This is a genomic window from Bradyrhizobium sp. USDA 372 (assembly GCF_053629095.1).
This window is the reverse complement of the sequence record NZ_JBRJHR010000001.1, coordinates 1,999,048-2,024,101: the sequence shown is the minus strand read 5'-3', so window position 1 is coordinate 2,024,101 and position 25,054 is coordinate 1,999,048. Positions and strand designations below refer to the sequence as shown.

General features: G+C 62.6%; 20 protein-coding genes and 4 pseudogenes. 19 read left to right on the top strand and 5 right to left on the bottom strand.

The features are described 5' to 3' along the window. Positions 1-10 precede the first annotated feature (10 nt). From AB7M16_RS09880 to AB7M16_RS09855, 6 genes are all read left to right on the top strand, one after another. A complete protein-coding gene (locus AB7M16_RS09880; RefSeq protein WP_104464028.1) occupies positions 11-442 on the top strand; it encodes a hypothetical protein in 432 nt (143 codons plus the stop codon). A 9-nt stretch (positions 443-451) separates the two neighbouring features. Next, entirely contained in the window at positions 452-1,789 is a 1,338-nt protein-coding gene (locus AB7M16_RS09875) for a pilus assembly protein TadG-related protein (protein ID WP_453943776.1), read from the top strand. Further along, positions 1,789-2,205 carry a TadE family protein gene (locus AB7M16_RS09870; RefSeq protein WP_212255197.1) on the top strand — a complete coding sequence of 139 codons (417 nt, stop codon included), beginning with the start codon at positions 1,789-1,791 and terminating at the stop codon, positions 2,203-2,205. Before AB7M16_RS09875 ends, AB7M16_RS09870 begins: the two co-directional genes overlap by 1 nt. Positions 2,206-2,638: 433 nt before the next feature. Beyond that, positions 2,639-4,294: a type II and III secretion system protein family protein gene (locus AB7M16_RS09865; protein ID WP_172785648.1), complete on the top strand. Its 1,656-nt coding sequence runs from the start codon at positions 2,639-2,641 to the stop codon at positions 4,292-4,294. A 12-nt stretch (positions 4,295-4,306) separates the two neighbouring features. Further along, positions 4,307-4,705, top strand: coding sequence for a hypothetical protein (locus AB7M16_RS09860; protein WP_172785647.1), 399 nt, complete (start codon positions 4,307-4,309; stop codon positions 4,703-4,705). Between the two features lie 81 nt (positions 4,706-4,786). Then, a complete protein-coding gene (locus AB7M16_RS09855; protein ID WP_135166076.1) occupies positions 4,787-5,323 on the top strand; it encodes a tetratricopeptide repeat protein in 537 nt (178 codons plus the stop codon). 37 nt (positions 5,324-5,360) lie between these two features. Here AB7M16_RS09855 and AB7M16_RS09850 read toward each other — a convergent pair whose 3' ends face one another. Then, the gene (locus tag AB7M16_RS09850) at positions 5,361-6,131 is read right to left on the bottom strand and encodes a hypothetical protein (RefSeq protein ID WP_453943775.1); all 771 of its coding nucleotides are present in this window, start codon (positions 6,129-6,131) and stop codon (positions 5,361-5,363) included. A 651-nt stretch (positions 6,132-6,782) separates the two neighbouring features. Between AB7M16_RS09850 and otnK the strand changes: the two genes are divergently transcribed. From otnK to AB7M16_RS09800, 10 genes are all read left to right on the top strand, one after another. Continuing rightward, positions 6,783-8,069, top strand: coding sequence for a 3-oxo-tetronate kinase (gene otnK / locus AB7M16_RS09845; protein ID WP_453943774.1), 1,287 nt, complete (start codon positions 6,783-6,785; stop codon positions 8,067-8,069). Continuing rightward, complete coding sequence (locus tag AB7M16_RS09840; protein ID WP_453943773.1) at positions 8,066-8,713, top strand: class II aldolase/adducin family protein; 648 nt, start codon at positions 8,066-8,068, stop codon at positions 8,711-8,713. The genes otnK and AB7M16_RS09840 overlap by 4 nt, the downstream gene beginning before the upstream one ends. Before the next feature lie 13 nt (positions 8,714-8,726). After that, positions 8,727-9,515, top strand: a complete 789-nt coding sequence (locus AB7M16_RS09835) for a shikimate dehydrogenase family protein (RefSeq protein WP_453943772.1) — start codon at positions 8,727-8,729, stop codon at positions 9,513-9,515. A gap of 100 nt (positions 9,516-9,615) precedes the next feature. After that, complete coding sequence (locus AB7M16_RS09830) at positions 9,616-10,725, top strand: ABC transporter ATP-binding protein (RefSeq protein ID WP_453947149.1); 1,110 nt, start codon at positions 9,616-9,618, stop codon at positions 10,723-10,725. Beyond that, the gene (locus tag AB7M16_RS09825) at positions 10,722-11,600 is read left to right on the top strand and encodes an ABC transporter permease (RefSeq protein WP_246570736.1); all 879 of its coding nucleotides are present in this window, start codon (positions 10,722-10,724) and stop codon (positions 11,598-11,600) included. Before AB7M16_RS09830 ends, AB7M16_RS09825 begins: the two co-directional genes overlap by 4 nt. Further along, complete coding sequence (locus tag AB7M16_RS09820; RefSeq protein ID WP_172785641.1) at positions 11,597-12,391, top strand: ABC transporter permease; 795 nt, start codon at positions 11,597-11,599, stop codon at positions 12,389-12,391. Before AB7M16_RS09825 ends, AB7M16_RS09820 begins: the two co-directional genes overlap by 4 nt. A 52-nt stretch (positions 12,392-12,443) precedes the next feature. Beyond that, complete coding sequence (locus tag AB7M16_RS09815) at positions 12,444-13,493, top strand: ABC transporter substrate-binding protein (RefSeq protein WP_373569538.1); 1,050 nt, start codon at positions 12,444-12,446, stop codon at positions 13,491-13,493. A 43-nt stretch (positions 13,494-13,536) separates the two neighbouring features. After that, on the top strand, positions 13,537-13,887 hold the full coding sequence (locus AB7M16_RS09810; protein WP_172785639.1) for a hypothetical protein: 351 nt from the start codon (positions 13,537-13,539) through the stop codon (positions 13,885-13,887). After that, positions 13,877-16,138 (top strand): N,N-dimethylformamidase beta subunit family domain-containing protein, encoded by a 2,262-nt coding sequence (locus tag AB7M16_RS09805; RefSeq protein WP_453943771.1) that lies wholly within the window; start codon positions 13,877-13,879, stop codon positions 16,136-16,138. Before AB7M16_RS09810 ends, AB7M16_RS09805 begins: the two co-directional genes overlap by 11 nt. 80 nt (positions 16,139-16,218) lie before the next feature. Then, positions 16,219-17,895, top strand: a complete 1,677-nt coding sequence (locus tag AB7M16_RS09800) for a N,N-dimethylformamidase beta subunit family domain-containing protein (RefSeq protein WP_453943770.1) — start codon at positions 16,219-16,221, stop codon at positions 17,893-17,895. A gap of 109 nt (positions 17,896-18,004) precedes the next feature. Here the strand turns inward: AB7M16_RS09800 and AB7M16_RS09795 are convergent. Next, positions 18,005-18,709: pseudogene (locus AB7M16_RS09795) on the bottom strand (GntR family transcriptional regulator); the annotation flags it as partial. Positions 18,710-19,016: 307 nt separating this feature from the next. Here AB7M16_RS09795 and AB7M16_RS09790 point away from each other — a divergent pair. Beyond that, positions 19,017-20,103, top strand: a pseudogene (locus AB7M16_RS09790) (aminotransferase class III-fold pyridoxal phosphate-dependent enzyme). A 74-nt stretch (positions 20,104-20,177) separates the two neighbouring features. On the opposite strand, the gene AB7M16_RS09785 reads toward AB7M16_RS09790, so the two are convergent. From AB7M16_RS09785 to AB7M16_RS09775, 3 genes and pseudogenes are all read right to left on the bottom strand, one after another. Further along, the gene (locus AB7M16_RS09785; protein WP_172785636.1) at positions 20,178-20,336 is read right to left on the bottom strand and encodes a hypothetical protein; all 159 of its coding nucleotides are present in this window, start codon (positions 20,334-20,336) and stop codon (positions 20,178-20,180) included. A gap of 36 nt (positions 20,337-20,372) precedes the next feature. Further along, positions 20,373-21,956 carry an N-acyl-D-amino-acid deacylase family protein gene (locus AB7M16_RS09780; RefSeq protein ID WP_453943769.1) on the bottom strand — a complete coding sequence of 528 codons (1,584 nt, stop codon included), beginning with the start codon at positions 21,954-21,956 and terminating at the stop codon, positions 20,373-20,375. A 189-nt stretch (positions 21,957-22,145) separates the two neighbouring features. Then, positions 22,146-23,351 (bottom strand): annotated as a pseudogene (locus AB7M16_RS09775) (FAD-dependent oxidoreductase); the annotation flags it as partial. A 486-nt stretch (positions 23,352-23,837) separates the two neighbouring features. Between AB7M16_RS09775 and AB7M16_RS09770 the strand changes: the two are divergent. Together AB7M16_RS09770 and AB7M16_RS09765 are read left to right on the top strand one after the other, a co-directional pair. After that, the gene (locus AB7M16_RS09770; protein ID WP_172785683.1) at positions 23,838-24,812 is read left to right on the top strand and encodes a LysR family transcriptional regulator; all 975 of its coding nucleotides are present in this window, start codon (positions 23,838-23,840) and stop codon (positions 24,810-24,812) included. A 97-nt stretch (positions 24,813-24,909) separates the two neighbouring features. Continuing rightward, positions 24,910-25,038, top strand: a pseudogene (locus tag AB7M16_RS09765) (amino acid ABC transporter substrate-binding protein); the annotation flags it as partial. Between the last annotated feature and the right edge of the window lie 16 nt (positions 25,039-25,054).

Sequence of the window (25,054 nt, the reverse complement as noted above, 5' to 3'; positions counted from 1 at the left end):
AGGTAGGCTCATGAGCCACAAGAAGTCGTTCATCGTGGATCAACGCGGGGCCGTCGCGTTTGAGACATTGATCGTCTACCCGGTTTTGGTGGCGTTCCTGCTCATGCCGCTCGCCGACTTGGCTGCTGCAGGCTTCCAGTTTATCTCCGCATGGAGCGCATTGCGCTCCTTCGGGCAGTATGTGCAGTACGCTAATCCGCTCGCCCCTGACGGCACGGTGAGCTGGAAGACAGGGCTACAGACGACAGTCGCCGGTCATGCGATCAGCAACCTTCAGGTTTTGTGCGGAGACGCAGGGGCCACCTGTTCGCCAGGCAATCTGGAGTCTCCCAAGTACATTACATTCTCGACAACCATCACCTTGGCTCCAATTGTGTGGAGAGGGGTGCTGTGTCCCACCACTTGTACCTACACGCTGCCTTACTCAGAACGGTTCCAGTAGGGGGCTTCCATGCGTAGTCTACTCCGTTCCCAACGTGGCTCCATCGCATTCGCAACAGTCATCGCTCTCGTGCCACTCATCGGAGTGGTCGCACTCGGGGCGGAGGCCGGGTCGTGGTACGTCACCCGCCAGCATGCGCAGAACGCGGCCGACTCGGCCGCCTATTCGGGCGCATTGCGGCTATCATGTATAATGGCGGGCGCGACCTGCGACACGCAATCAGTGGATTATCGCGGCAAGGAATTCGCGGCACAGAACGGATTTTGCAACTCGAGTCCCAACGACGCTACCGGCTATCCGGGCAGAAACTGTCCGACAACCCTACCGACCGGAATCTCGCGGGCCGTGCAGATCGATATCGGCGACTACAGTGCGGGCACGTTCACAACACCACCTGCAGGCACCGGCAACGCCGTTCGCGCCAGGGTCAGCCAGCAACAACCGGCGTACTTGGCGGCAGTGCTGGGTTTGACCACCGTCAACATCCCCGCCCAAGCCATTGCACTGGTCCAGCAGCCGACCAAGGCGTGCGTCCTCGCGCTTGGACCTGATTCAGGCGCACTCAAGCTGGCTGGTAACCTCAGCAACAACGGAACTGGCTGCGCTCTGATGTCGGATACCAGTGTTCAACTCGCCAGCACTCCAACGTTCACCGGCTCGGGATGGGCACTTTATGGTGTAAATGGCTGCACCCCCTCGGGCAGCTGCAGCAATGTTAGCGTGCCGCACAACTATTTCATGACGTACGCTAGCAATCCGCTCAGCAAACTGGACACCGCATCGTTCAACAGCAGGACGGGCAATACAAATATGCCATGCACCCTTCAGGCGGATGGCTGGAAGCATTGCGCGCCAAATAGCGCCGGGACTGGGGCTTACGGCAGTTTCACGGTGCAGAACGGCGACAAGTACGTTTTGGACCCGGGAACATATTTCTTCTACAAAGCAAATATAAAGATGACCGGCGGACAACTGAAAGGCGTAGGCGTAACCCTCGTCTTGCTTGGAGACTCGCAGCTCACCATCAACGGGGGTACGGCGGATCTTTCCGCGCCTGTCACTAACACGTTCTCCTCCGATCTAAATGGCGTCCTGATCGACGATCAGGCTCCGAGCAAGATCAGCAACAAGGTCACCATCAACGGTGGCGGTCTGGTTAGCCTGGGCGGGGCAATCTACTTTCCCAAGGTCGACGTTAGCTGGGCCGGTACGACTGCCAGCACCAATACGACCTGTTCGCAAGTGATCGCCAAAACGATCGACATGAGCGGTGGCGGCTACCTCAGCACGGAAGGCTGTGCTCCGGCCACGATCATTTACACCCAAGTTGTCGCTTTGGTGCAGTAATGAGAAAGCTCGACAATCGCGGTATCGCGCCCTTTGAATTCATCATGGTATTCGTGCCGCTTTTCACGTTGATGTTCGTCATCTTCGATCTCGGACGCTATGCCATCACGATGCAATCCTTGCGGACGCTCGCGAGTGCTGGCGCCCGTGCGGTCATGATTAGCTGCTATACGCCTGCCTTGCTTCAAAGCCCGCCGCAGTCGCCGGCCGGCTGCACCGGGGATCCCCTGTCCACCGCCGCCAAGCAGAACGCTGCCCCCTTCTTGTTTTTCGGAGGTCTGACGCCAACGCTGACCGTTGGGGCCAACAGCAACAGCCTGAGTGTTACAGCTTCCCAGGCAAACTTTACGATGCTGATGCCCATATGGGGCACAGCGCTCAATGCGCCGAGCGCCTCCAACCAGATTCCCTTCTAGGGCGAATATGGCAGCAAGTCTGACATGTTTCCCCCGGCAGTGCCTCGTGGCCGCGGCATGCGGGCCAAACGCGCGGATGCGGAATTACCCGGCCAAGCGAATCGCCAAGCGTGCGACCGACCGTCCTTCGATCGCAAAGCGACGACCGGAGCGCGTGCCCAGAGCGGTCGCGCCGCGGGATAGTTCCCCACAACCAGAGAGAATGATGCGCGCTGGCAACATTGCAGGGTTTTCTTTCTGCTTGCGGCTGTGCGGTAAGTATCTCGTCTTGCAAGCTGCCTGCATGAAGGACGATGATCTTGGAAGCACGTAGTAACGAATTGTAGTGGGACAGATCGTAAGCTCTGCGACGTGGTACGCGGAGGAGAATTGTTGAGGGCATCGAGCACGTAGATTTGCGGGGATGGCCGCGGATTACAGTGGGGGGACTCGAATGGGTGGTGATCGCGTTTCGGGTAGGGCTGCAGGGAGGCTTCTCGCCTTTGGCGTGATGGGTCTTGGTGCGGCGCTCGCCTCCTTTGCGACCCCTGACCGCGCGACGGCTGCAGACCGGCGGGGGTCCTCCGGCGGCGTCTTCGTCAGCGAAATGAACGACGTCCAGCGGGTCAAGCTCGTCGTCAACAAGTCACGCACCTTCAAGGTCGATACTGCTTTCGCAACCATCGTGGCCGGCTCGCCTGATATTGTGGACGTGAAATCGCTCAGCGATCACCTCATTTACGTGCAGGGCAAGCAGACCGGCACAACAAACGTCATACTATTTGATTCATCGATGAAGCAGATCGGGATCCTTGACGTCGAGGTCGTGATCGATACCGGAAATCTACAGCAGAACATCCGGACCAGCACCGGTGGCCACGGTATTCGCGTGTCGGCTTCCGAGGGACAGGTCGTGCTTAGCGGGACCGCAGCCGACGCGGTTACCGCCGAGCGGGCCATGGCCATCGCCACCAGTACGGTCGCGAAAGGGGGCGTCGTCGTTAACGCGATGAGCGTCGCGGCGCCGCAACAGGTGATGCTCGAGGTGCGCTTTCTCGAGGTGAGCCGGGAGGCTGGACGCAACTTGGGCGTCAATCTCTATGCGGCGAATGCCAATGGGACGAACGTTGGCAACAGCGGGCTGGGCGGTGTGACACGCGCCGGTCGAGCACCGATTGGTGGAATCAATACCGCCAACGGTCCTCTCGGTGCCGGGGGAGGAGCTGTCGGCGCTCCGCCGACGGGTAGTCTTCCGATCCTCGGAACTCTGGGGACGCTTGCCGGGACTGCAGGGGGGGTCGCGCCGGCACCGTTCGGAAGTCTGTTGACCAGTCTCATTCGAACCAGCAATGGCGGCTCGGTGGATTTGTTGATCTCCGCGCTGGAAACCAAGGGATTGGCCCGCCGACTGGCCGAGCCAAACTTGACCACGCTTTCCGGCGATGCCGCCCGCTTCCTGGCTGGCGGTGAGTTTCCAGTGCCCATACCGACCCAGACGACGAACGGCTTTCCGACCATCACGATCGACTACAAGAAGTTCGGCGTCGAACTGGCTTTCGTGCCAACCGTGCTATCGCGCGGTGTGATCAATCTTCGCGTCGAGCCGTCGGTCAGCGAGCTTGATTTCACCAATGCGGTGACGATCCAGGGGACGACTGTTCCAGCATTGACCCGCCGCGACGCGCGCACGACGGTCGAGCTGCGCGACGGCCAGAGCTTTGCAATCGCCGGCCTGCTGCAAACCCGCAACCGTCAGGACGTTTCGCAATTGCCCTGGATCGGCTCGGTGCCCGTGCTTGGAGCCCTGTTCAGCAGCAAGTCGTACCAGCAGGAGGAAACCGATCTCGTCATCATCGTGACGCCACGCCTGGTCGCGCCGGCCGCACCCGGTCAGCAACTGGCGTCGCCGCTCGACTCCCGCCTTCCGGCCAATGACGTTGATTTCTTCCTCAATGGCCAGATGGAAGTTCGCAAGCGTTACCATGACTACGTCAACTCCGGAGGCGAGGTGAAGGGACCGTATGGCCACATCATCGCGCCTGAACTCAGGGCCCCCGTCGTCGTCCCGGCCGCGAGTGCCGATCAGACGGTCGTCAAAACTCTAAACTAGAGGACGCGCGAGATGACGATCAGGTATCTGGCTCTGTTTGCGCCCTTCCTCCTCGGGGGATGTTACGGCGTCGCCGGTCATGACGAGGTGGATCGCTACTTTCAGCGTTCCGACACCATCACGATGAGTGCCGGCAATGCCAAGGAGGTCAACGCCGTCACCCATACAATCCATCCATGGCCGCGATACGTCGGCGATCGCCGGATCGCATACGATGCTCGACGCGTGGGCTCCGCAGTGACGCGTTACGGCAATCAGCAACAGCCGGTGGATCAGCTTCCCGACATGGGCGATCCGACCAAACTCATGGGCCAGCGGCCTCCGGTCACGCAGAATGTCAACGTAACTGGATTGGGTGCGGGAGCATCGGCGGGAGTATCGGTGCCAGTCGGCCGGGCAGAGGGCAGGTAGCGGCTTCAGGTAATTGAGTTGGGCGATGGGATATTTTGAGTGCGGTGCAGTGAGTCCGCTGGGCCGGGCGGGGACAAAATTATGCGACGTGCCATTTTACTGCTGACCTGTTGCTGGCTGGCGCCAGGCCTTGCTGCTTGTGACTATACCACGCGGGAGGCTGCCATCGTGGCTCCGGTCGAGCCACCGGGCGGAGACCCCGTGCAGGAGCCGACCGACGTCAAGTACTACCCGTCGGACGAGCCCGTGCGGCTGGGCCTGGAGCATTACAATCGCGGCAGTTACGGACTCTCACAGCGCTATTTCAAGGACGCCGTCGAGAAATCACCCAAGGACGTCACGGCCTGGATTGGACTTGCGGCGAGCTACGACAAGCTGCGTCGTTTCGACCTTGCTGACCAGGCCTATGCCCGAGCGATCCGGCTCGGCGGCGAAACTGTGCAAGTCCTAAATGACCAGGGATATTCGTACATGCTGCGCGGCAATCTGAGTGCGGCGCGCCGAAAGTTTGAGAAGGCCTATTCGCTCGATCCAGGCAACCCGGTTATCGCCAATAACCTCGAGCTTCTCAATGGCAGCCGGCGGTTCATTGAAAGACCACCAAACAACCAGCCTTAAGAGGGCGATCGGCTACTGCGATCGCGGCCAGTTCTCGTCAATTTGGCCCGATCACAGCATCAGCGTGACGGCTGCCGCTGCGGATGATGACAACAACGCCATTGCGAATGGTAAATCTTGCGCCGAGCAGTTTCCGCACCTTCTCCGTGATCGGAGAGGGAAAGGGAACGGTTTCTCCCACGACGGGATCGCCGACCCTTATCGTTTCAGTCGCGGGGCCCGCAACTGGTGCAGGCTTGATATGGTCTCGGATAAGCTGAATCTCTTCACGTGACAGGACAAGCGGAGCCTGGTCAGGTTGGGTCTCCAACGGCGGCCTGGGTGTTCCACTGCTTGCCTTTTCGCGGATCTCATTGGCGCTTGCGATCTGATCGAGGCTGGCTACGCGTAACTTGAGCGCGATGATATCACGTTGCAGTGTTGCGATCTCCAATTTGCGCGCGTTGACCTGCATGATGACAATGATCGCGCAAACGCAACTCACGACGAAGCCGACGCTCAGCAGTGCGATCAACCACCGCTCGAAGTTTCCCATCGACCCTCCGGTCGTCCGGGGGAGTTGATCGCGCTGGAGATGGCGCCGCCAGATGCGACGTGCTCGGTCGATCCAATTGGGAGATCCCGTTACGCCGGTCGCCGCCTGGCCCGACCCAAACTGCGCGGGCGACGAGGCGGCTTGCTCTCGGGCTGGATCAACGACCGACGCCGTGTCGACTTGCTCAAGCCCTCGATTCTCAGGGACGCGATCCGCCGTTGTCAGATGAGCGGCAGGGTGGAAGGGATCCATCTGCTTATCGAGCCGGCCCATCTCCGCTCTCCATGCGGCCATCCATCAACTTCAGCAGTTCCGCCGACGCAGCTAGAATAGGGTACCCGAGGACTCGATCAATCGGAACGGAAAAGGGCTCCAAACCGCCCCGTGAGTTGCTCTTAGAGTAGCTTCAAGAGATAGGCCGCCAACTAGATGCCAGGGTTCACCCCCGCGGATGCTCCGACCACGCGGATGCTGCGACCAGTAAGTTCATTGATTGTTCTCAACCCGAGGCTGCCTCTTAATCAGCGAGTCCCAGGTTCGAGCCCTGGTGCGCCCACCATCACGAAAGCGGTCTTATTCAATTAATTGCGGGAAGAACTGCCGAGCCCGAAACGGCTTTCGTGCGACCTTTCCCGCGGCCAGATTGCCGTGCGAATCTTCCTTCGTTTCATCATTTTCGCCCCTTTCCGATTGAGCAGATCGACCACGTGCTCGTCGTTAGAGGCGGTGTGTGCACAGGCGGCGGACGAGAGCCGGCGCGGTCTCACATGTCCGAAGTCTGTGGTCGCGACACGTCGGTTCGACTATCGCTCTCCGCCATCTTGCCAGCCGCACTCCGGGACCTTTACCTCGGGAAGTCTTGCCAATATTTGATATATCATGTATCAACGTTCGCAGACTATCTGCTCGAGATCTGCGGGACGCATGACGAAGCTTATCTTCGGGGTGGTGGCGGACGATTTGACCGGCGGCATGGAAACGGCCGCGATGCTGGTCGCTGCCGGCATCGAATGCGGATTTGTCACCGACCCCGATCTGGTTCGCGGCTGCGGCGATGTGCCGGCTATCGTGGTCGCGCAGAAGACGCGGGTGATCCCCGCGAGCGAAGCCGTCAGCATGACGGCGAAGGCGGCACGGGCGCTGCTTGCGCGGGGCGCGAGGCAAATCTTCTTCAAATATTGTGCGACGTTCGATTCCACCGACCAGGGGAATATCGGCCCCGTCTCCGACCTGCTGATGCAGCTGACCGGCGCCGAATACACCGCCTTTTGCCCGGCTTCTCCCGCCCTTCGAAGGAGTGTCTACAACGGTCATCTCTTTCTCGGCACCGAGCTGATCTCGGACTCGCCGAAACGCAATGATCCGCTGACGCCGATGACCGATCCCGATCTGGTCCGGGTTCTGCAGCGTCAAACGCGGGCCAAGGTCGGCCTTCTGGCGCATTCGCAGGTCAACGCCGGCGCGGACTCGGCCGGTCGCGCGATCGCGGAAGCGGCGGCTCGGGGTATCCGCTACTTCATTGCGGACACGATCTACGATCGGGATCTCGATACGCTTGCCACGCTCACCTGTGATTGGAAGCTGATGACAGGCAATGCGACGATCGTGCAGCACTACCCGGACATCTGGAAGGCGCGGGGGCTCATCGCCGCGGCCAGGAGACCGCCCAGTTTGCGCGCGGTTGGTGGCGGCGGCGTGGTTCTCGCCGGGAGTTGCGCCGAGCGGACGTTGGAGCAACTTGCTGAATTCGAGAAGAGCCATCCCTTGCTTCGCATCAATCTTCTGAACGCTGAAGATGCGGCGGCGACGGTTGGCGACGCGCTCGACTGGGCGCGGCCGCGGCTGCGGAATGGTCCTATCGGCTTCGCCACTTCGGACACGCCCGAGGCCGTCAAGATGGCTCAGGAGCGATACGGTCGTGAAGGCGCGGCGAAGCTCGCCGAGGCCATTCTTGGTCGATTCGCTGTCTCTCTTCGTAGCGTCGGCGTACGGCGCTTCGTGGTGGCCGGTGGCGAGACCTCTGGTGCGATCGTCGAGCAGCTCGGCATTCGACGTTTGCGGGTCGGTCCCTATGGCGGACCCGGCATCGGCACCGCGGTGACTGAAGACGAGGATCCGTTGGCCCTTTGTCTCAAGTCCGGCAAGCTGGGCCCCGTTGACCTGTTCGCGACGACGCTCGAAGCAATGTTGAATCCGGAGGCAGCCAATTGAACGAACGCGAACTCAGGCAATCCGTGCTGGATATCGTGGCCCGCCTCGAGGCCAAGGGCTTCAACCACGGCAGCAGCGGAAATGTCAGCACTCGCATCGGAGGAGACATTCTCATTACGCCGACCGGCGGCAATAGCAGCAACACGACCATCGACGGTGTCGTCCATTTGAAGCGCGACGGGACGGTGATTGGAGACGGCTTGCCCTCCAGTGAATGGCACATGCATCTGGCGATCCTCAACGCCTATCCGCAAGTGAACGCGGTGGTGCACACCCATGCCGATTGCTGCGTCGCGCTGTCCTGCCTCGCAAAGCCAATCCCGGCATTCCACTACATGGTCGCCAGTTTTGGTGGCAACGATGTGCCTTGCGCACCCTACGCCACGTTCGGCACCAGGGCTCTCGCCGACGGCGCCGTCGCGGCGCTGAAACAACGCAAGGCCTGCCTGCTCGCGAACCACGGGATGATTGCCGTCGGCAAAGGGCTGCAGGCGGCCTTCGACCTCACCGTGAGGCTCGAAACCCTTGCCCGGCAGTATCTGCTCGCCTGTCAGGCCGGCGCACCCGCGATCCTTGCCGACGACGAAATGGCGCGGGTGGTCGAACGCTATGGCAGTTACGGCCGCGCTGCTCTGCCGGCCTGAGAAGGACTAGTCCATGGAGATCACCGGCAAGACCAAGATCATGTTTGTGCTCGCCGACCCGATCGATCATGTGCGGGCGAGTGCGGTCATGAATGCCTATTTCGGATCGATCGGCGAGGATCTGGCGGTGTCGCCGATCCATGTCCTGCCCGGCGATCTTGGCCAGGTCGCCGCAAGCATCAGGCTCATGCGCAACGTCTTCGGCTTCGGCGTCACGATCCCGCACAAGACCGGCGTGATCGAGCATCTGGATGAGATGACGCAGGCGGCACGGTTGATTGGTGCGGTCAATTTCGTCAAGCGGACGGCGGAAGGGCGCCTCGTTGGCGACAATCTGGATGCAAGGGGATTCATCGCCAGCCTCGCGCAGCATGAAATTGCGGTGCGCGATCGGAAAGTGCTCCAGGTCGGTGCCGGTGGCGCGGGACGCGCCACTGCATTCGGTCTGGCGGAGGCCGGTGCGCGCGAACTCACGATCATGAACCGGGATGAGGAGAAAGCTCGTGCGCTTGCGGCTGCCGTGGCGGCGCATTATCCCACCACGAAGGTCAGCGCCGGCCGCGCGGAGGCGCGCGCATTCGATCTCATCGTCAATACGACGTCGCTCGGCATGAAGCCGGATGATCCACTTCCGCTCGACATCGAAGGTGTCGGTCCCGGCGCCACCGTCAGCGACATTATCGTCAATCCAGCAGTAACCCGCCTTCTTGCAAGGGCGGCTGCGCAGGGCGCAAAGGTCGTCGGCGGAAAGCCTATGCTCGTCGCGCAGATGGCCCTTGTCGCAGGGTTCATCGCGCGATAGCCTGATATATCAAATATTATATCGAAGTCGCTGGGGCGGCTTTGGATTGGGTGCAAGGGCCGCCCGAGGGCAGGCGAAAGGGAAGCGAGGCTTCGTGAATATTGCATCGGCCAGGGAATCGGCGTCGGGCGCATCGATCCGCATCAGTCGCTTGGAGAAGCGCTTCGGTGCCGTGTCCGCCGTCGATGGCGTCGATATCGATATTGCTGCCGGTGAGTTCATCGCCCTGCTCGGACCCAGCGGCTCCGGAAAGACGACGATCCTGATGAGCGTTGCGGGATTCGAATTCCCGACCAGCGGCACCATTCACGTCGATTCCGAAGACCTGACCTATGTTCCTTCGAACAGACGCAATCTGGGAATGGTGTTCCAGAACTATACGCTGTTCCCGCACATGTCGATTCTCGACAATGTCGCCTTTCCCTTGAAGATGCGCGGTCTCCGGACGGCTGAACGTCACGCGCGCGCCGAAGCCGCGCTCGCAACCGTGCGTCTGGCAGGCTATGGCCACCGTCGTCCGAATGAGCTTTCCGGCGGTCAGCAGCAGCGCGTGGCGCTCGCGCGTGCGATCGTCTATCAGCCGCGCGTCCTCCTGATGGATGAGCCGCTCAGTGCGCTCGACAAGAATCTGCGCGAAGACATGCAGCTCGAGATCAAGCGATTGCACGCCGAGCTTGGCATCACCGTCATCTTCGTCACCCACGACCAAAGCGAGGCGCTGACCATGGCCGACCGGATCGCCGTCCTGAGGGATGGCAAGATCCAGCAGATCGGGCCGGCGCGCCAGCTGTACGAAAGGCCCGCGAATCTCTTCACCGCCGGCTTCATCGGCGAGATGAATTTCGTCGACGTTGCCGTCCAAAGCGTCGGCGACGGCATCTCTGTGGCGCTGCCCTGGGGTGAAATATGGCGCCTGCCGGCCACGGCGGCCGTCGAGCCGGTTGCAGCCGGCGAGGCGGCGGTGCTGGCCGTGAGGCCCGAGCGGCTGCAACTCGGCGCCAATGCCGCCGGGCAAGTCATCACTGTGACGCTGAGCGACATCGTCTATGCCGGGGCAGCCCTGCTTCTGATCGGACGTCTGCCTGACGGCACCGAGATGCGCGCGCGAATCCCCGGCGCCTCGCAGCTCAGCTCCTTGGCCCCGGGTGACGTTGCGACCTTCACTATCCCTACTGAGGCGATGCTGCTCTACCGGGGAAAGCGGCGATGACGGAGGCGAGGCGATCGCATTTCTGGCATTCCGACGGCCGCCGGCTGAGCGGCCTGTCGACGTTGCTGCTGCTCCTGCCGTTCTTCGCCATCATCGCCTTCGTCTTCGTCTATCCGATCCTGCAGCTCCTGGTGATCAGCATCCTCGAGCCGCATCCGACCTTGGATAATTACGCGCGCGTCGTCGAAAATCCGGTTCACATGCGCGTCCTGATGCGCACGCTCTGGACCGCAACGCTGGTGACCGCCTTGTCGGTGATCCTCGGCTTCCCGGTCGCCTATTACATGAGCCGGGCGAAGGGAACGGTCGCCGCCCTTGTCGCGGTCTGTGTCATCCTGCCGCTCTGGTCGAGCGTCCTGGTACGCACCGCCGCCTGGTCATTCCTGTTCCAGCGCAACGGGCTGATCAATTCGGCGTTGATGTCTCTCGGACTGACGTCACAGCCGTTCAAGCTGCTTTACACCCAGAGCGCCGTCGTCATCGCCATGACCCACGTGCTCTTGCCGTTCATGATCCTGCCGATCTACGGCGCATTGCGCAGCATTCCGAACGACTATGGGCGTGCGGCCGCCGTGCTCGGCGCGACGCGCCTGCGGACCTTTCTGGAAGTCATCCTTCCCCTGAGTCTGCCGGGCGTCGTCTCCGGTTCGCTGCTCGTGTTTCTCACGGCGATCGGCTTCTTCATCACGCCCGCCCTGCTTGGCTCGCCGCAGGAGATGATGATCTCGACGCTCGTTTCGAAGCAGATCCGTGAGGTGCTCGATTGGCCCTTCGCTGCGGCGCTGGTCGGGGTACTGACCGTATTCGTGACGCTGCTGGCGATCGTCTTCAGCAAGACGCTGCGGTTCGACCGGCTGATGGGGAATGCCTCGTGAAACCGCCGACCGACCGCGGATCGCTTGCGCTGGGGGCCTATGTCTATGCCGTGCTGGCCTTCATCATCGTGCCTCTCGTCATCGTCATTCCAATGTCGTTCAGTCAGAACGACTATCTGGCATTTCCGCCGTCCGGCTTCACGCTGAAATGGTACGCGGAATATTTTGACAGCAGGCAATGGCGTGCCGCCACCTGGCTCAGCGTGCAGGTCGCCTTGCTGACCGCTCTTTTCGCGTCGGTCATCGGCACAGCCGCGACCTATGCAATGATCCGCGGCCGCAGCCGGCTGGTCACGGCTTTCCAGATCCTTTTGATCGGGCCGGTCATTGTGCCGCATATCGCGCTCGCCGTCGGCCTCTATCTGTTTTTTCAGACGATCGGTCTCTCCGGCACCGTTCCAGGCTTCGTGCTGGCGCATACGGTGCTCACCTTGCCGTTCGTCGTTTTCACGATGGCCGCCGCCCTGGGAAAGGTCGATGCCAATCTGGAGGCGGCCGCCATGAGCTGCGGCGCGACACGCTTCCAGGCCTTTCGCCTGGTCACGCTGCCACTCGTCCTGCCGAGTCTCGCCAGCAGTGCGCTGTTTGCCTTCATCATCTCCTTCGACGAGCCGGTGGTGTCGTTCTTTCTGTCCGGTGTGCGCCAGAAGACGCTGCCGCGCCGAATGTTCGAGGACATCGAGCAGAACCTGACGCCGGTGATTCCCGCGATCGCGACACTGCTGATCGTCCTATCCATTTTGATTCTGCTGGGGGCCCATGTCCTCCGATCCCGCAGCGTCACCCGATAGCGAGCCAGTGAGAACCAGAGAGAGGAGATCGTCGATGCTGAAAACAGGTTGGATGTGGAATTCGGCAGCTGTCGTGCTTGGTTTGGTTCTTTGTGGAGCGTTGCCGGCTGCCGCTCAAAAACTGGAAGACCAATTGGTGATTGCCACGACCGGTGGCCTGATGGGCAACACCCTCGCGAAATATTTCTACGATCCCTTCAACAAGGCCAAGAATGTCGAAATCGTCCCGGTCGCGATCGAGGTCCCCGACCAGTGGGCGCGCGCCAAGGCGATGCAGCGAACCGGCAAGGTGGAGTTCGACATCGTCACGGCGACGGGTCCCGACCTGGTCGGACGCACCGACATGCTCGAGAAGATCGACTGTGCGAAACTGCCCAGCGTCCAGAAGTTCGGCGTCTCCGACGCCTGTCAGCCCTACGGCGTTGCTCGCACGACCGGCGGCATGCTGATCACCTACAATACCGAAACGTTCAAGAACAAGGCGCCCAAGACATGGGCCGACTTCTGGGACGTCAAGCAGTTTCCCGGGCCGCGCGGGCTGCCAGACACCGGCGACAGCGATTGGTGGGTGCCGGTGGCCGCGCTCCTCGCCGACGGCGTCAAGCCGGAGCAGCTTTTCCCGCTGGACATCAATCGCGCTTACAAGAAGCTGGACGAGATCCGTCCCAATGTCGCGGTGTGGTGGAAGACAGGCGACCAGGTGCAGCAGATCATGCGCAGCCGCGAGGTCGTCATGGCCATGAGCTATTCAGGCCGCGCGCTCGCCGTTGTGAAGGAGGGCGTACCGGTTGCGATGTCTTGGGACCAGGCCATTCGCGACACCGGTTACATGGCTGTTCTCAAGGGTGCGCCTGACCTCAATGCCGCCATGGCCTATCTCGACTTCTTCTATGCAAGCTCCGACGCGCACGTGCCGTTCATGCGCGCTGTCAACTATGCGACGGCCAGCAAGTCGGCCATCGAGCTGTTGAAGCCGGAGGAGCGCAATCTCTACGCGACCTCGCCGGAGAACTACGAAAAGCTGGTCAAGCCCGATTTCGCCTGGATCGGCGAACATCGTAACGAACTGCGGGAGCGGTGGATGGCTTGGCTGACACGTTAAACCGCATTAGCTGCCATTTTGCGCTTGTAAGTGAGGACCGACCATGGATCACACCAGTGACCCCGGCGCGCTGCGCTACGTGATCGATCCCGGAAGGCTCGATCTCGTCAAGGAGTTCCGCGCAAGTCCGCTCGGCGTGCATAGTCCGGAACTTCGCAAGCTGTTGGCGCGGATGCGATGGGGCAAGCCGGAAGGGCGGCTTGTTCTGATCGTGCTCGAGCCTGGCAAGGCCTGGCGGCTGTCGCGCATCCCCAAGCGTCGGGGCGATCCGATGCCTTTCGTCGATGATCGCGTCTTCACCTCACTTGTTGAAGCGGAGTGGCATGTCTTCAAGCTGCGCTGGCAAGAGATGACGGGAACGACGCTGCCTGCGGAGATTTCCGGTGATCTATAAGACCAACGAGTATCTCGGCTATCCGGATCGCATCAGTGTCCCGGCAGGCGAGGCCGTCAGATTCCAGCTTAGCAGCAAGCGCCCGAGCGTGAAGGTCGAGGTGCTCAGGCTGCGCTGCGGCGATGTCGACACCAACGGCCCGGGCTTCAAATATGAGGTAATGACGAGCCCCATTGACGGTGAGCATGCCTGCCTCGACCAACCGATCCGCCCGGGATCCAATGCCGTCATTGACCACGACGGTGCACTGGTCCCGACCGGCGCGCATTGGTGTTTCGGAGCCTATGTGTACCCGACGCGGATCGCGGACAATGCCAAGGCCTTGATGGGAAATTGGTGCGAGCGTTCGGCGCGCGGCTATGCGCTCGAGCTCGACGAGGAGGGGCAACTGGTCCTGGTGCTGGGCCAGGTGAGCGGTACGCCGGCGCGTTTTGCCCTCGACGTCAAGCTACGGCAGCGCGTCTGGGTATTCGTATCGTGCGCGCTTGACCTTGCGCGGGGATCGGCCTCCTTGTCGCTGATCGTTCCGGCAGACGGCGTTCGGCCGTCCGCTGCCTATTCGAAATCGTTCGCGCTGCCGCAAGCGCCCGCGCTCGATTCCGGCCTGGCGTTCCTGATCGCGGCCCATCACGCGAATGGTGATCGCCAATATACCTCGCACTTTGACGGCAAGATCGAAGCTCCGCGCGTCTTTTCGTGTCGGTTGGACGCAGAGGCGCTGCGGGTATTCGACGGCCGGCAGCGAACGGGAGCAAGCGATGCAGGGCTTGTCGCCTTCTGGGATTTCTCGAACGGAATCTCGTCGCTGTCGATCAAGGATCTTTCGCCGAACGGCCTGCATGGCAGCCTCCGCCAGTTGCCTCGCCGGGGCGTCACCGGCTTTCACTGGTCTGGCTCCGTTCACGACTGGCGGCTGTCGCCGCAGGAATATGCGGCGATTCATTTCCACAGCGACGACATCTACGATTGCGAGTGGCAGACCACTTGCAGGCTCGATGTGCCGGCCCACTGGCGATCCGGCGTCTATGCGCTCCGGCTGACGTCAGGTGGCGACAATCCCGACCGGGACTGCGAAAGCTACGTCACCTTCTTCGTGACGCCGGGCAAGGCGTCCAGACGCGCGGATCTCGTCCTGGTCGCTTCGGTTGCGACATATCTGGCTTATGCCAACAGCGCGCTGCGTCTCTATCAGGTTCACTTCGAAACGCTAATGGAGCACGTTCTGTGGTTGCCGCAAGATGACGTCTTCATGCAGGAGAACCCGGAGATCGGCCAGTCGACCTATGATTGCCATGTCGACGGCTCGGGGCGGGCGTACAGCTCCTGGCTGCGGCCCGTCCTCAACATGCGTCCGCGCGGCTACTGGTTCAATTTGATCAACGACACCCACATCCTCGACTGGCTCGAGGAGAAGGGGATCGCCTACGATCTGATCACGGATGTCGAGCTTGACCGGGAAGGAACGCGGGCGCTCGCCCCTTACCGGGTCATGATGACGCCGACCCATCCCGAATATTACAGCTTCAACATGATGAACGCGATCATGGCTTATCAGAATGCGGGCGGGCGGCATATCTCGATGGGAGGCAACGCATTCTATTGGCGCTGCGGCTTTCATCCGGCCGCGCCCGCCGCGCTGGAAGTTCGCCGCGGCATGGCCGGAACGCGCACCTGGGAATCGGAGCCGGGCGAAGTGCATCTTGCCGGCACCGGCGAGCCGGGCTCGCTGTGGCGGCATTCGGGCTTTGCGCCGCAAAAGCTGGTCGGCGTCGGGTTCTCGGCCATGATCAACGATACCTGCGGCTACTATCTGCGCACCGCCGAAAGCGACGATGCGCGCGTCGCGTTCATCTTCGAGGGCACGGGCCGTCACGAGAAGTTCGGTGATTTTGGATTTCGCTACAATGGTGCCGTCGGCAGCGAGATCGACCGGTACGATCTTGAGCTCGGAACGCCGCCGCATGCGCTGCGGATCGCGACGTCGGAAGGATTGGGCGCGGGCGCGCTGCCCACGCCGGAGGAGTTTCGCACCGTGGTCGACGGACTCGACGGCACGCAGAATGCGCTGGTGCGCGCCGACATGGTGTTCTTCGAGACCGCCCATGGCGGCGCCGTCTTTGCGACGGGATCGATCACCTACGGCATGTCGTTGGGTCACAACAATTACGACAACAACATCAGCACCATCACGTTGAACGTCGTGAATCGCTTTCTCGATCCAAGGCCGTTCGTCATGCCTGCCAAAGCCTAGACTGCGGCCTCGATTTCGGCCCAACATGCAAAATTACCATCTCGTTGTCAGAGATGGCTTCTCGAACCAGGGAGGCTGTCATGTCGGACAAGCCTGAGTTTCACCCGCCGGAATTGGGATCCTTCAACGTCGCTCCCCGGAAGGCGCGCCCGATGCATGCGGACGAGCACTGGGCCAGCCAGCCCTGGTATGAGGCTCCGCGCGGCGATCCCGCCGTCGCGGAAGTCTACACCTACACCGATGCGATGTCTTACGACCCGGGAGACGAAGTCGTCTTTCGCTCCTCCGCGACCGCAAAGGCCTGGCGGTTGCAGATCTATCGCGACGGTCTCGAGCCCGAGATGGTGCATGAGGTCGATGCGCTTGACGGCGTGTTCGCGGCTACGCCGTCCGATGCCTATCGCAACGGCTGCAACTGGCCCGTCGCTCATCGCTGGACGTTGCCGCCGGATCTGCGATCGGGCTTTTATCGCGTGGTCTCGTCGTGCGAGCGAGCGAACGGGGCGCGCTTCATCCAGCATCATTTCTTCGTCGTGCGCCCGACCGAGAAAACGCGGCGCGCGAAGATACTGATGATCCTGCCGACGGGCACCTGGACCGCCTACAATGATTTCGGCGGTGCCAATCATTATTTCGGCGTCGAAGGTCCTGAGCGGGACGAGCCGTCGCCGGTGTTGTCGCTGCAGCGGCCATGGACGCGCGGCGTGGTCTGGCTGCCGCCCGGCGCACCGCGCATCTGCGCCAATCCCGCGCCCGAGATGGGCGACGCGCCACGCTATCAGATGAAGGAGTGGGCGTTCTCCAACGGCTTTGGCCAATATTACGCGGCAGCGGGCTGGGCCCAGTTCGATCGGCATTTCGTGCTCTGGGCGCAGAAGGAAGGCTATGCCCTCGACATGATCACCCAGACCGATCTTCACTACCGGCCCGAGCTGCTCGAGGCCTATCCTTGCATCACCATCATCGGCCATGACGAGTACTGGACATGGGAGATGCGCGAGGCGATCGAGCGCTATGTGGAGGGCGGCGGGCGGCTCGCGCGCTTCGGCGCCAACTTCCTGTGGCAGATCCGGCTCGAGGACGATGGCAAGCGCCAAGTCTGCTACAAGTTCAAAGCCATCCACAAGGACCCGATCGTCGGCACGGACCGCGCGCGTCTGATGACGTCTGCCTGGGAAGATCGCAACGTCCGTTGGCCCGGCGCCTCGACGGTCGGCGTGAACGGTGCGCACGGCCTCTACGCGTCCTGGGGCGGATTCGCGCCGAACGGCCAACGAGGCTTTACGGTCTATCGCCCGGAGCATTGGGCATTTGCCGGCACAGGGCTGCACTATGCCGACATCTTCGGCGACAAGCAGCACATCTTTGCCTACGAGGTCGACGGGCTGGACTACACGTTCCGCAACGGGCTTCCTTTTCCAGTCCCGGCCGAGGGGCAGCCCGAGACCATTCAGATTCTGGCGATGGCGCCGGCCGTCCTGGCCGAAGACGAGCCGCAGGGTGAGGGCTTCCGCTATTACATCCGCAATAGCGACCACGAAGGTCTGGTAGAGTGCATCAACGGTGAGGTCACGCCCGAGGGTCTGGCCCGCTACAAATACGGCTCTGGCATGATGGTGCACATGACCCGCGGCAAGGGCGAGGTGCTGACAGCCGCGACCTGCGAATGGGTGATGGGGCTGAAGCGCGGCGATCCGTACACGCAGCGGATCACCCGCAACGTCCTCGATCGCTTCACTGCGCCTCGCTCCGCGTGAGCAACTTTCAGCGACGCCTGGATTTCGCGCGTGCTGCCTTGGCAGGTGGTGCAGCGCGTGTCTTCGTCGCTTCAATATCGACGTCTTCGTCGATGGCCGTCTCGGGTGTCATGAAGCGCGTGCCGCCATGCTTTTCCAGCAACCGAACGAGATTCTGGCCGCCCTCCATCATGTCCGCCTGGATCGACTCGCGAACCTTGTCCGGCCGGCGCTGCCGCAGATTCTTGAGAACGGACAGGTGCTGATGTTCGTTTGGATAGGTTGGGGGGGCGTGCGGATAATGGAAATTCAACAAGGGTCCGTTCCGCATCCAGATATCGTCGAGGATGGCGAGTACTTCGGGAAGCCCCGATCCATCATAGAGACCGCGGTGGAATTGCCAGTTGGCGCGAACCGCGTCGGACCATCTGTGCTCTTTCTCCGCGCTGATCAGCTCGCGGTGAGTGGCCTCCATCCTGTCGATATCGGCGTCCGAGATGCGCGTGGTTGCGTGCTCGGCGGCAAGTCCCTCGAGAAACAGCCTGACGGTCCTGAGCTCGATATACTGCTTGGCGGTCATGTGGGCGACCATGATCGAGCGTCCCGCCTGCATCTCGAGCGCGCGGCCGCGCACGAGCTGCATCAGGGCTTCGCGAATGGGCGTCTCCGACACGTTCATGGTCGCAGCAAGGTCGCGAATCTTGAAGCGATGGCCCGGCCAGAACCGGCCTTCCATCAGCGCCTGACGCAGATTGTTGTAGACCAGGCTTGTCAGGCTGTCGCGAGCCACCGGGCCCACAGCGCCCTCGCCATGTCTCTGTTCAACGTCAACCATTCTCGGTCCCCGCAAGGTCTGGGCTGTTTCGGCAATCCGCGCCGATACGGGGTCGGATCCGGACCCTAGCCTTTGATACGAGGTCTACGGGTCCGGGCCGGCAAAGCAACAATTCCCTTGTATCCGACAACATAATATATGATATATCAGCTGGAGAAGAGAGAGCATGCCGGAGATGATCAGGACAAGGGATGCTGCCCTGCGGGCGCGGGCCGAGAAGGTCGTGCCAGGCGGGATGTGGGGACATCTCCACGCGGCCAAGTTGCCGGAGACGTATCCGCAGTTCTTCAGCCGCGGCGAGGGCGGCGTGCTCTGGGATGTCGATGGTCATCGCTACGTCGACTTCATGTGCAGCTGGGGTCCCAACCTGCTTGGCCATCACCATCCCGAGGTGGAGGAAGCCGCCGAGCGTCAGCGGCGCGACGGCGACTGCCTCAATGGTCCGGCCGAAGTCATGGTCGAGTTGGCCGAGCTTGTCGTCGATATGGTGGGACATGCCGATTGGACGCAGTTTCAGAAGAACGGCACCGATGCGACGACGACGTGCGTCACGATCGCAAGGGCTTGCAACGGGTCGACGAAAGATCCTCGTCGCCAAGGGCGCCTATCATGGTGCCGTGCCGTGGTGCTCGCCGTCGCTTCTCGGCGTGACCGCGGAGGATCGCGCCCATCTCGGATATTTCACGTTCAACGACGTCGAGAGCCTCGAGGCGGCGGCCAGGGCGGCGGGCGATGATCTTGCCGGAATCCTGATTTCGGCGTTCCGCCACGATCTCGGGTGCGACCAGGAACTTCCCACCGCAGAGTTCGCGCGTGCGGCGCGTCGCATCTGCGACAGCAAGGGGGCCGCGCTGCTCATCGACGAAGTTCGCGCCGGCTTCCGCCTGAATGCCGCGGGTAGCTGGGAAGGCCTTGGTGTTCGGCCCGACTTGTCGGCCTGGAGCAAGGCGATCGCCAACGGTCATGCCCTGGCGGCTGTGACCGGAGCCGATTGGCTGCGCCGTGCCGCGTCCCAGGTCTTCGTCACGGGCTCATTCTGGGCCGGCGCCGTCGCCATGGCTGCTGCCGTCGCGACATTGAAGATCGTGCGCAGGGACGATGTTCCGACCCGCCTCGCGCAGCTTGGGCAAACGCTGCGCGATGGCCTCGACACGCGTTCCCGTCAGTTCGGTCTTTCGATCCGTCAATCGGGACCGGTGCAAATGCCGACGCTTTTGTTTGAAGCGGACCCGGACTACCGGAAAGGTTCGGCCTTCTGCAGCGCGATGCTCGCAAGGGGTGTCTACTTCCACCCCAAGCACAACATGTTCCTCTGCGCCGCCCATACCGAGGCCGACATCGCCGCCGCGCTCGAGGCCGCAGAGCACGGCTTTGCAACGGTGGCGGCGCTATGATGTCACGTGGTCAGGCCCGAGCTCGGACGCGCGTTGCACGAATGCTCGCTATCGCTGACGATCATCCGTATCGGCTAGATGCCGATGGCGGCCGCGGCATGGTCGAAGTGCCACATGCCGAGATCCTGATCGACGCGACGGTCTACGCTCAGCGCCAGCGGCGGCGCATCATTCGTAAGGCAGCGCAGCGACCGGTACCTCTGAGGGTCGCGCTCCTTTGATACAACGTTCATAATCAGGTCGTCATTTGAAAGGCCCTCGGGCGGTCTCTAAGGACAAGTCCCCGGCGCCGGCTTGCGCTTGAGCGCGCGGCCGCTGGCCGCCGTCGTCAGTTGGCCGTCCTGGATCGCCGGCGCGCCGTTGACCAACAGCGTCTGCACACCGACGGTTAGCTCGCGCGGGCGCACATAATCCGCCTTCGGCGCGTAGCGGGCCGGGTCGAACACCACGACATCGGCGAAATAGTCCGGCCGCAGATAGCCGCGGCGGTCGAGCTTGAAGATGTCGGCCGACAGCCCGGTGGACTGACGGATGAACGTCTTCAAATCGATGACCTGGCGCTCCCTGACGTAGACGGCGTATTTGCGCGGAAAGGTGGCGAATTGCCGGGGATGGCCGTCGGTGCCGTCGGAGCCGGTGACGACCCACGGCTGCTTCATCACGAGGTCGACATCGCTGTCGATCATGTTGAAGGAAGCGATCGAGTCGCGCGGGTTGGCGCGCAGGATGCGCACCGCGGCGTCGACCGGCTCGACCTTCCACGCCTCGGCCATTTCCGACAGCCGCTTTCCCGTCCATTCCCGATCGACGCTGGTCAGCAGGATCGAGTCCGGGCCGCCGCGGCGGCGCAAATTCTCGATCATCTCGCCGCGGATTTTCGCCATCTGTGGCGCATCGTCGAAACGTTTGATCATCGCCGCATAGCCGCCATCGACCGCCCAGCGCGGCACCAGCGCCGCATCGAGGCTCGTGCTCGACGCCAGCCACGGATATTGATCCGCCGTCACCTTCTGGCCCGCCGCGCGCGCCGCCTCGATCAGGCCGATCACCTCCGGCACCTGGCCCTGCAGGTCGACGCCGAGCGCCTTCAGATGCGCAAAATGCACCGGCATCTCCGCCTCACGGCCAATCTGGAGCACCTCCTTCGCGGAGTTCATCAGACCAATGGAATACGAGCTCTCGTCGCGCTGGTGGGTGTCGTAGATGCCGCCGCGGCGCGCGGCTTCCTTCGCCACCGCCACCACTTCGTCGGTCCTGGCAAAACTCTGCGGCGCGTAGAACAGCCCGGCGGAAAGGCCGATGGCGCCCTCGCACATCGCTTTGGCAACCAGCGCCTTCATGCGTTCCAGTTCATCAGGCGAAGGCGCGCGGGCATCATGGCCCAGCACCGCCTCGCGAACCGCACCGAAGCCGACATAGCTGACGATGTTGGTGCCGACCTTTTGCGCCTCGAGCTCGGCCTGATCGGCCGCGACGTTGGGCGTACCCCTGCCGTCGACGCCGATGAAGATGGTCGAAACGCCCTGCGTCAGCCATGGCGCATTCAGCCGCTTGGCCGCATCGCCCGAGCGAATATAGCTTTCGGGATGGGTGTGGACGTCGATGAACCCGGGCGCGACGATCATGCCCTGTGCGTCGATGCTGGCCTTTGCCGCCGGCGCGCCGGCATGCGGGCCGACATAGACGATCTTGTCGCCGCTCACCGCGACGTCGCCGACGAACGGCGCCTCGTCGGCGCCGGTGTAGATCGTCCCTCCGCTGATGAGGAGATCGGCCGTGTCGGCGGCGAACGCAGCGGCAGTCGGGACGAGACCAAAGCAAATGGCGGCAAGAAGGGCAGGCAGGCATTTCATCTGAAAAGTCTCCGTCATGCGCGCAGCAGGCTAGTTCGCGTTCTCCCGGCCAGCCAATGCAAAATTTGCATTGGAGGAGCGTCTGCCGGGCACCCAAGAAGTTCTTCCTCGCCAACAGCCGACCCTTGCGCTCATGGCGGACCTGTTCTGGGATCTCGGCGACAAAGGAAAACGTATCTCACAGAACCTTCACGCCGCGCGCCGCACCGCAAACGCGCCGGCTTCGATCGCTGCCGGCTTGCCGTCGATCAGGTCAGCGGTGAGGCGGGCGCTGCCGCAGGCCAGCGTCCAGCCGAGCATGCCGTGGCCCGAATTGATGAACAGCCCGGAGAGCGGCGACCACCCGATGATCGGCCGGCTATCGGGCGTCATGGGGCGTAGCCCGCACCATGGCTCGACGTCGCCGCCAGTCGCCATCCCCAGCATTTCCGCCGCCGCGCGGCGCAGGATGTCGAGACGGCCCGGATCGAGGCTTGCATCATTGCCGTCGAGATCGGCGATCCCGGCAACCCGGATCGCCGTGCCTTGGTCGCGCGCGAGCGGCGCGAACACCAGCTTGCGTTCGAAGTCGGTGACGCTGTGGCGAAGCGCGCTGGCGTCGCGCGCGGGCTGCAGCGTGATGCTGTAGCCCTTGACCGGGTAGATCGGCAGGTAGAATCCGCAAGCTCTTGCAAAGGCGCTCGAGGATGCTCCCATGCAGAGAACGAAGCGGTCGGCTTGCACGCGCCCCTTGGCGGTGTCCACGCCAACGAGACGGCCGCCGGACCGGACCGGTCCGGTCACAGGCGTGTCGAGCAGCCACTCGACATTGTTTCGCTGCGTCAGCCGGTCGGCAAGCGCGGCGCAGAACGCGGCGCAATTGCCGACCTGTTCGGAGGCGGTGAAAATGCCGCCGGCGAGTTCGCGTGCTCCGAGCTTGAGCGCGGGCTCCAGTGCGAGGCACTCGGCCGGCGTGAGCACCTGCTGCGCATGATCAGCGCCGGCCTCGCCGGTGACGGCGCTTCGCGCGGCGTCGAATTCGCTGGGCGATCGGAACAGCACCAGCTTGCCGGCGGTTCGCAATCCAAACGCGAGATCGAGCGTCTGCGACAGGCGTGTCAATTCGTCCCGGCTGATGGCGGCAAGCGCGAGCTGCGCGGCAACGGTGTCGCGCACGGCGGCCGAGCGGCAGGCGAGCAGGAAGCGCACGCCCCAGGATATCAGCTGCGGATCGAGGCCGGGGCGAATACGCATCGGCGAGCCTCTGGCGATCAGCAGCGAGGGCAGCTTCAACAGTGTTGCAGGCGATGCCAGCGGGGTCACGAAGGCATAGGACAGCTGGCCGCCGTTGGCTGCGCTGGCATCGGCGCCGGTCTCGGCATGGCGGTCGACAATGATCACGTCATGTCCGGCCTCGCTGAGGCACCATTGCCGTCGTCAGTCCGATGACGCCGGCGCCGAGGACACAGATTTTCATGGCAGGACTCATTCTGGGCTGCCGCCCGATGCGGCAAGAGCGCCGATCGGGACGAGGAGTGGCGTTGCGGCCGCCAATCTAGGGCGGCCTGATCGCCGCCGGCGATGCCATGTCTGCATCATGCAAAACTTGCATGATTGGCCCCGCCGTAGCACGCTGGGAGCAGTCGGGCGCTATCGGGCGAATGCGGATCGGCGCATGAAAGGCCGGGATTTGAAGCGAATTGGGCGGGGATCGGCGTCGGAAGGCCCTGATGCAAGGCTTGCATTGGTCAGGCCATATGCCGCTTCGCTAGGTTGCGCGCCATGGGGCAACCAATACCGTGGCAGCAAGCAATGCCGGTCGACGCGCGCCGTCCCGCGCCGTCGGGAGCAGGGTATCGCGGGGGATCTGCCGCAGCGTCCCGCATCAAGACAGGTCGCGTGATGGAACTGCGCTGGCTGCAGGATTTTCTGATGGTGGCCGAGACCGGCAACTTCACCCGTGCGGCCGAGCGGCGGAACACGTCGCAGGCGGCGTTCAGCCGCCGCATCAAGTCGCTGGAGGCCTGGCTCGGCTTCGATCTGATCGATCGCAGCGTCTATCCGACGCAATTGACGCCGCAAGGCGAGCGCTTTCGCGAGCATGCCGGCGAATTGCTGCGGCAAATGCTCGATAGCCGCGACGAGCTTGGCGGCAAGCCGCTGCGCTCGCATGAGCACATCAGGATCGCACTGCCGTTCGCGATGGCGACGGCGCAGCTGCCGCAGTGGTGGCAGGCCTGGTCCGCCGAGCGGCGCATGAGCTGTTCGGTCGTGGTCGGCAACATCCACGATCTCGTCACCTCGTTGGTGTCGGGCAACGCGGACCTGATGATCTGCTATCACCACGCCCAGCAGCCGATCCATCTCGATCCGGACCGCTACGAGCGCGTGAGCCTCGGCACCGAATATTTGCGGCCCTATGTCAGCGAGGCGCTGGCCGGCAAGGGAGGCATATCGCTGCCGGGCAAGGCGTCGCATCCGGTGCCGCTGCTGATGTATTCGCCCGGTGTCTATTTCGCGCGCCTGGTCGATCTCATCCTGGAGAATGCCCCGATCGCCGGCCAGCGGGTGATCGAAAGCGACATGTCCGATGTGCTATGCGAGATGGCGCTGGCCGGCCGCGGCGTCGCCTGGCTTACGGAAGGCACCGCCGCGGCGCATGGCCGCAAGGGATTGGCGGCCATCGGGGGCAACAAATGGGCGTTGCCGCTATCATTAGTCGCATTCAAGGACCGGACGAATAGCCAGCGCTCGCTAAATCTCTTTTGGTCCGAATTGTGCAGGAATAATCCGGCCCATGCCGCAGGCGGGCGTGCGGAGCAGGTTGCGAAAGTACGGGTCAAATCGCCTGCCAGGCCTTCGAGATCGAGTCGCTGAAGTATCGTTAGTCAATCACCAAAAGAGGGGGAATTTCGTGAAACACCGTCGGATCAGCTTCTGTCTGCTTGCTGGCGCGTTGTCCGCCGGGCCGGCGATGGCATAGGAACTCACGGGAACGCTGAAGAACGTCAAGGAGACCGGCGCAATCACGCTCGGCTTCCGCGACTCCTCGATCCCCTTCTCCTATCTCGACGACAACCAGAAGCCGATCGGCTACGCCATGGGTAGCGCGTCCTCAT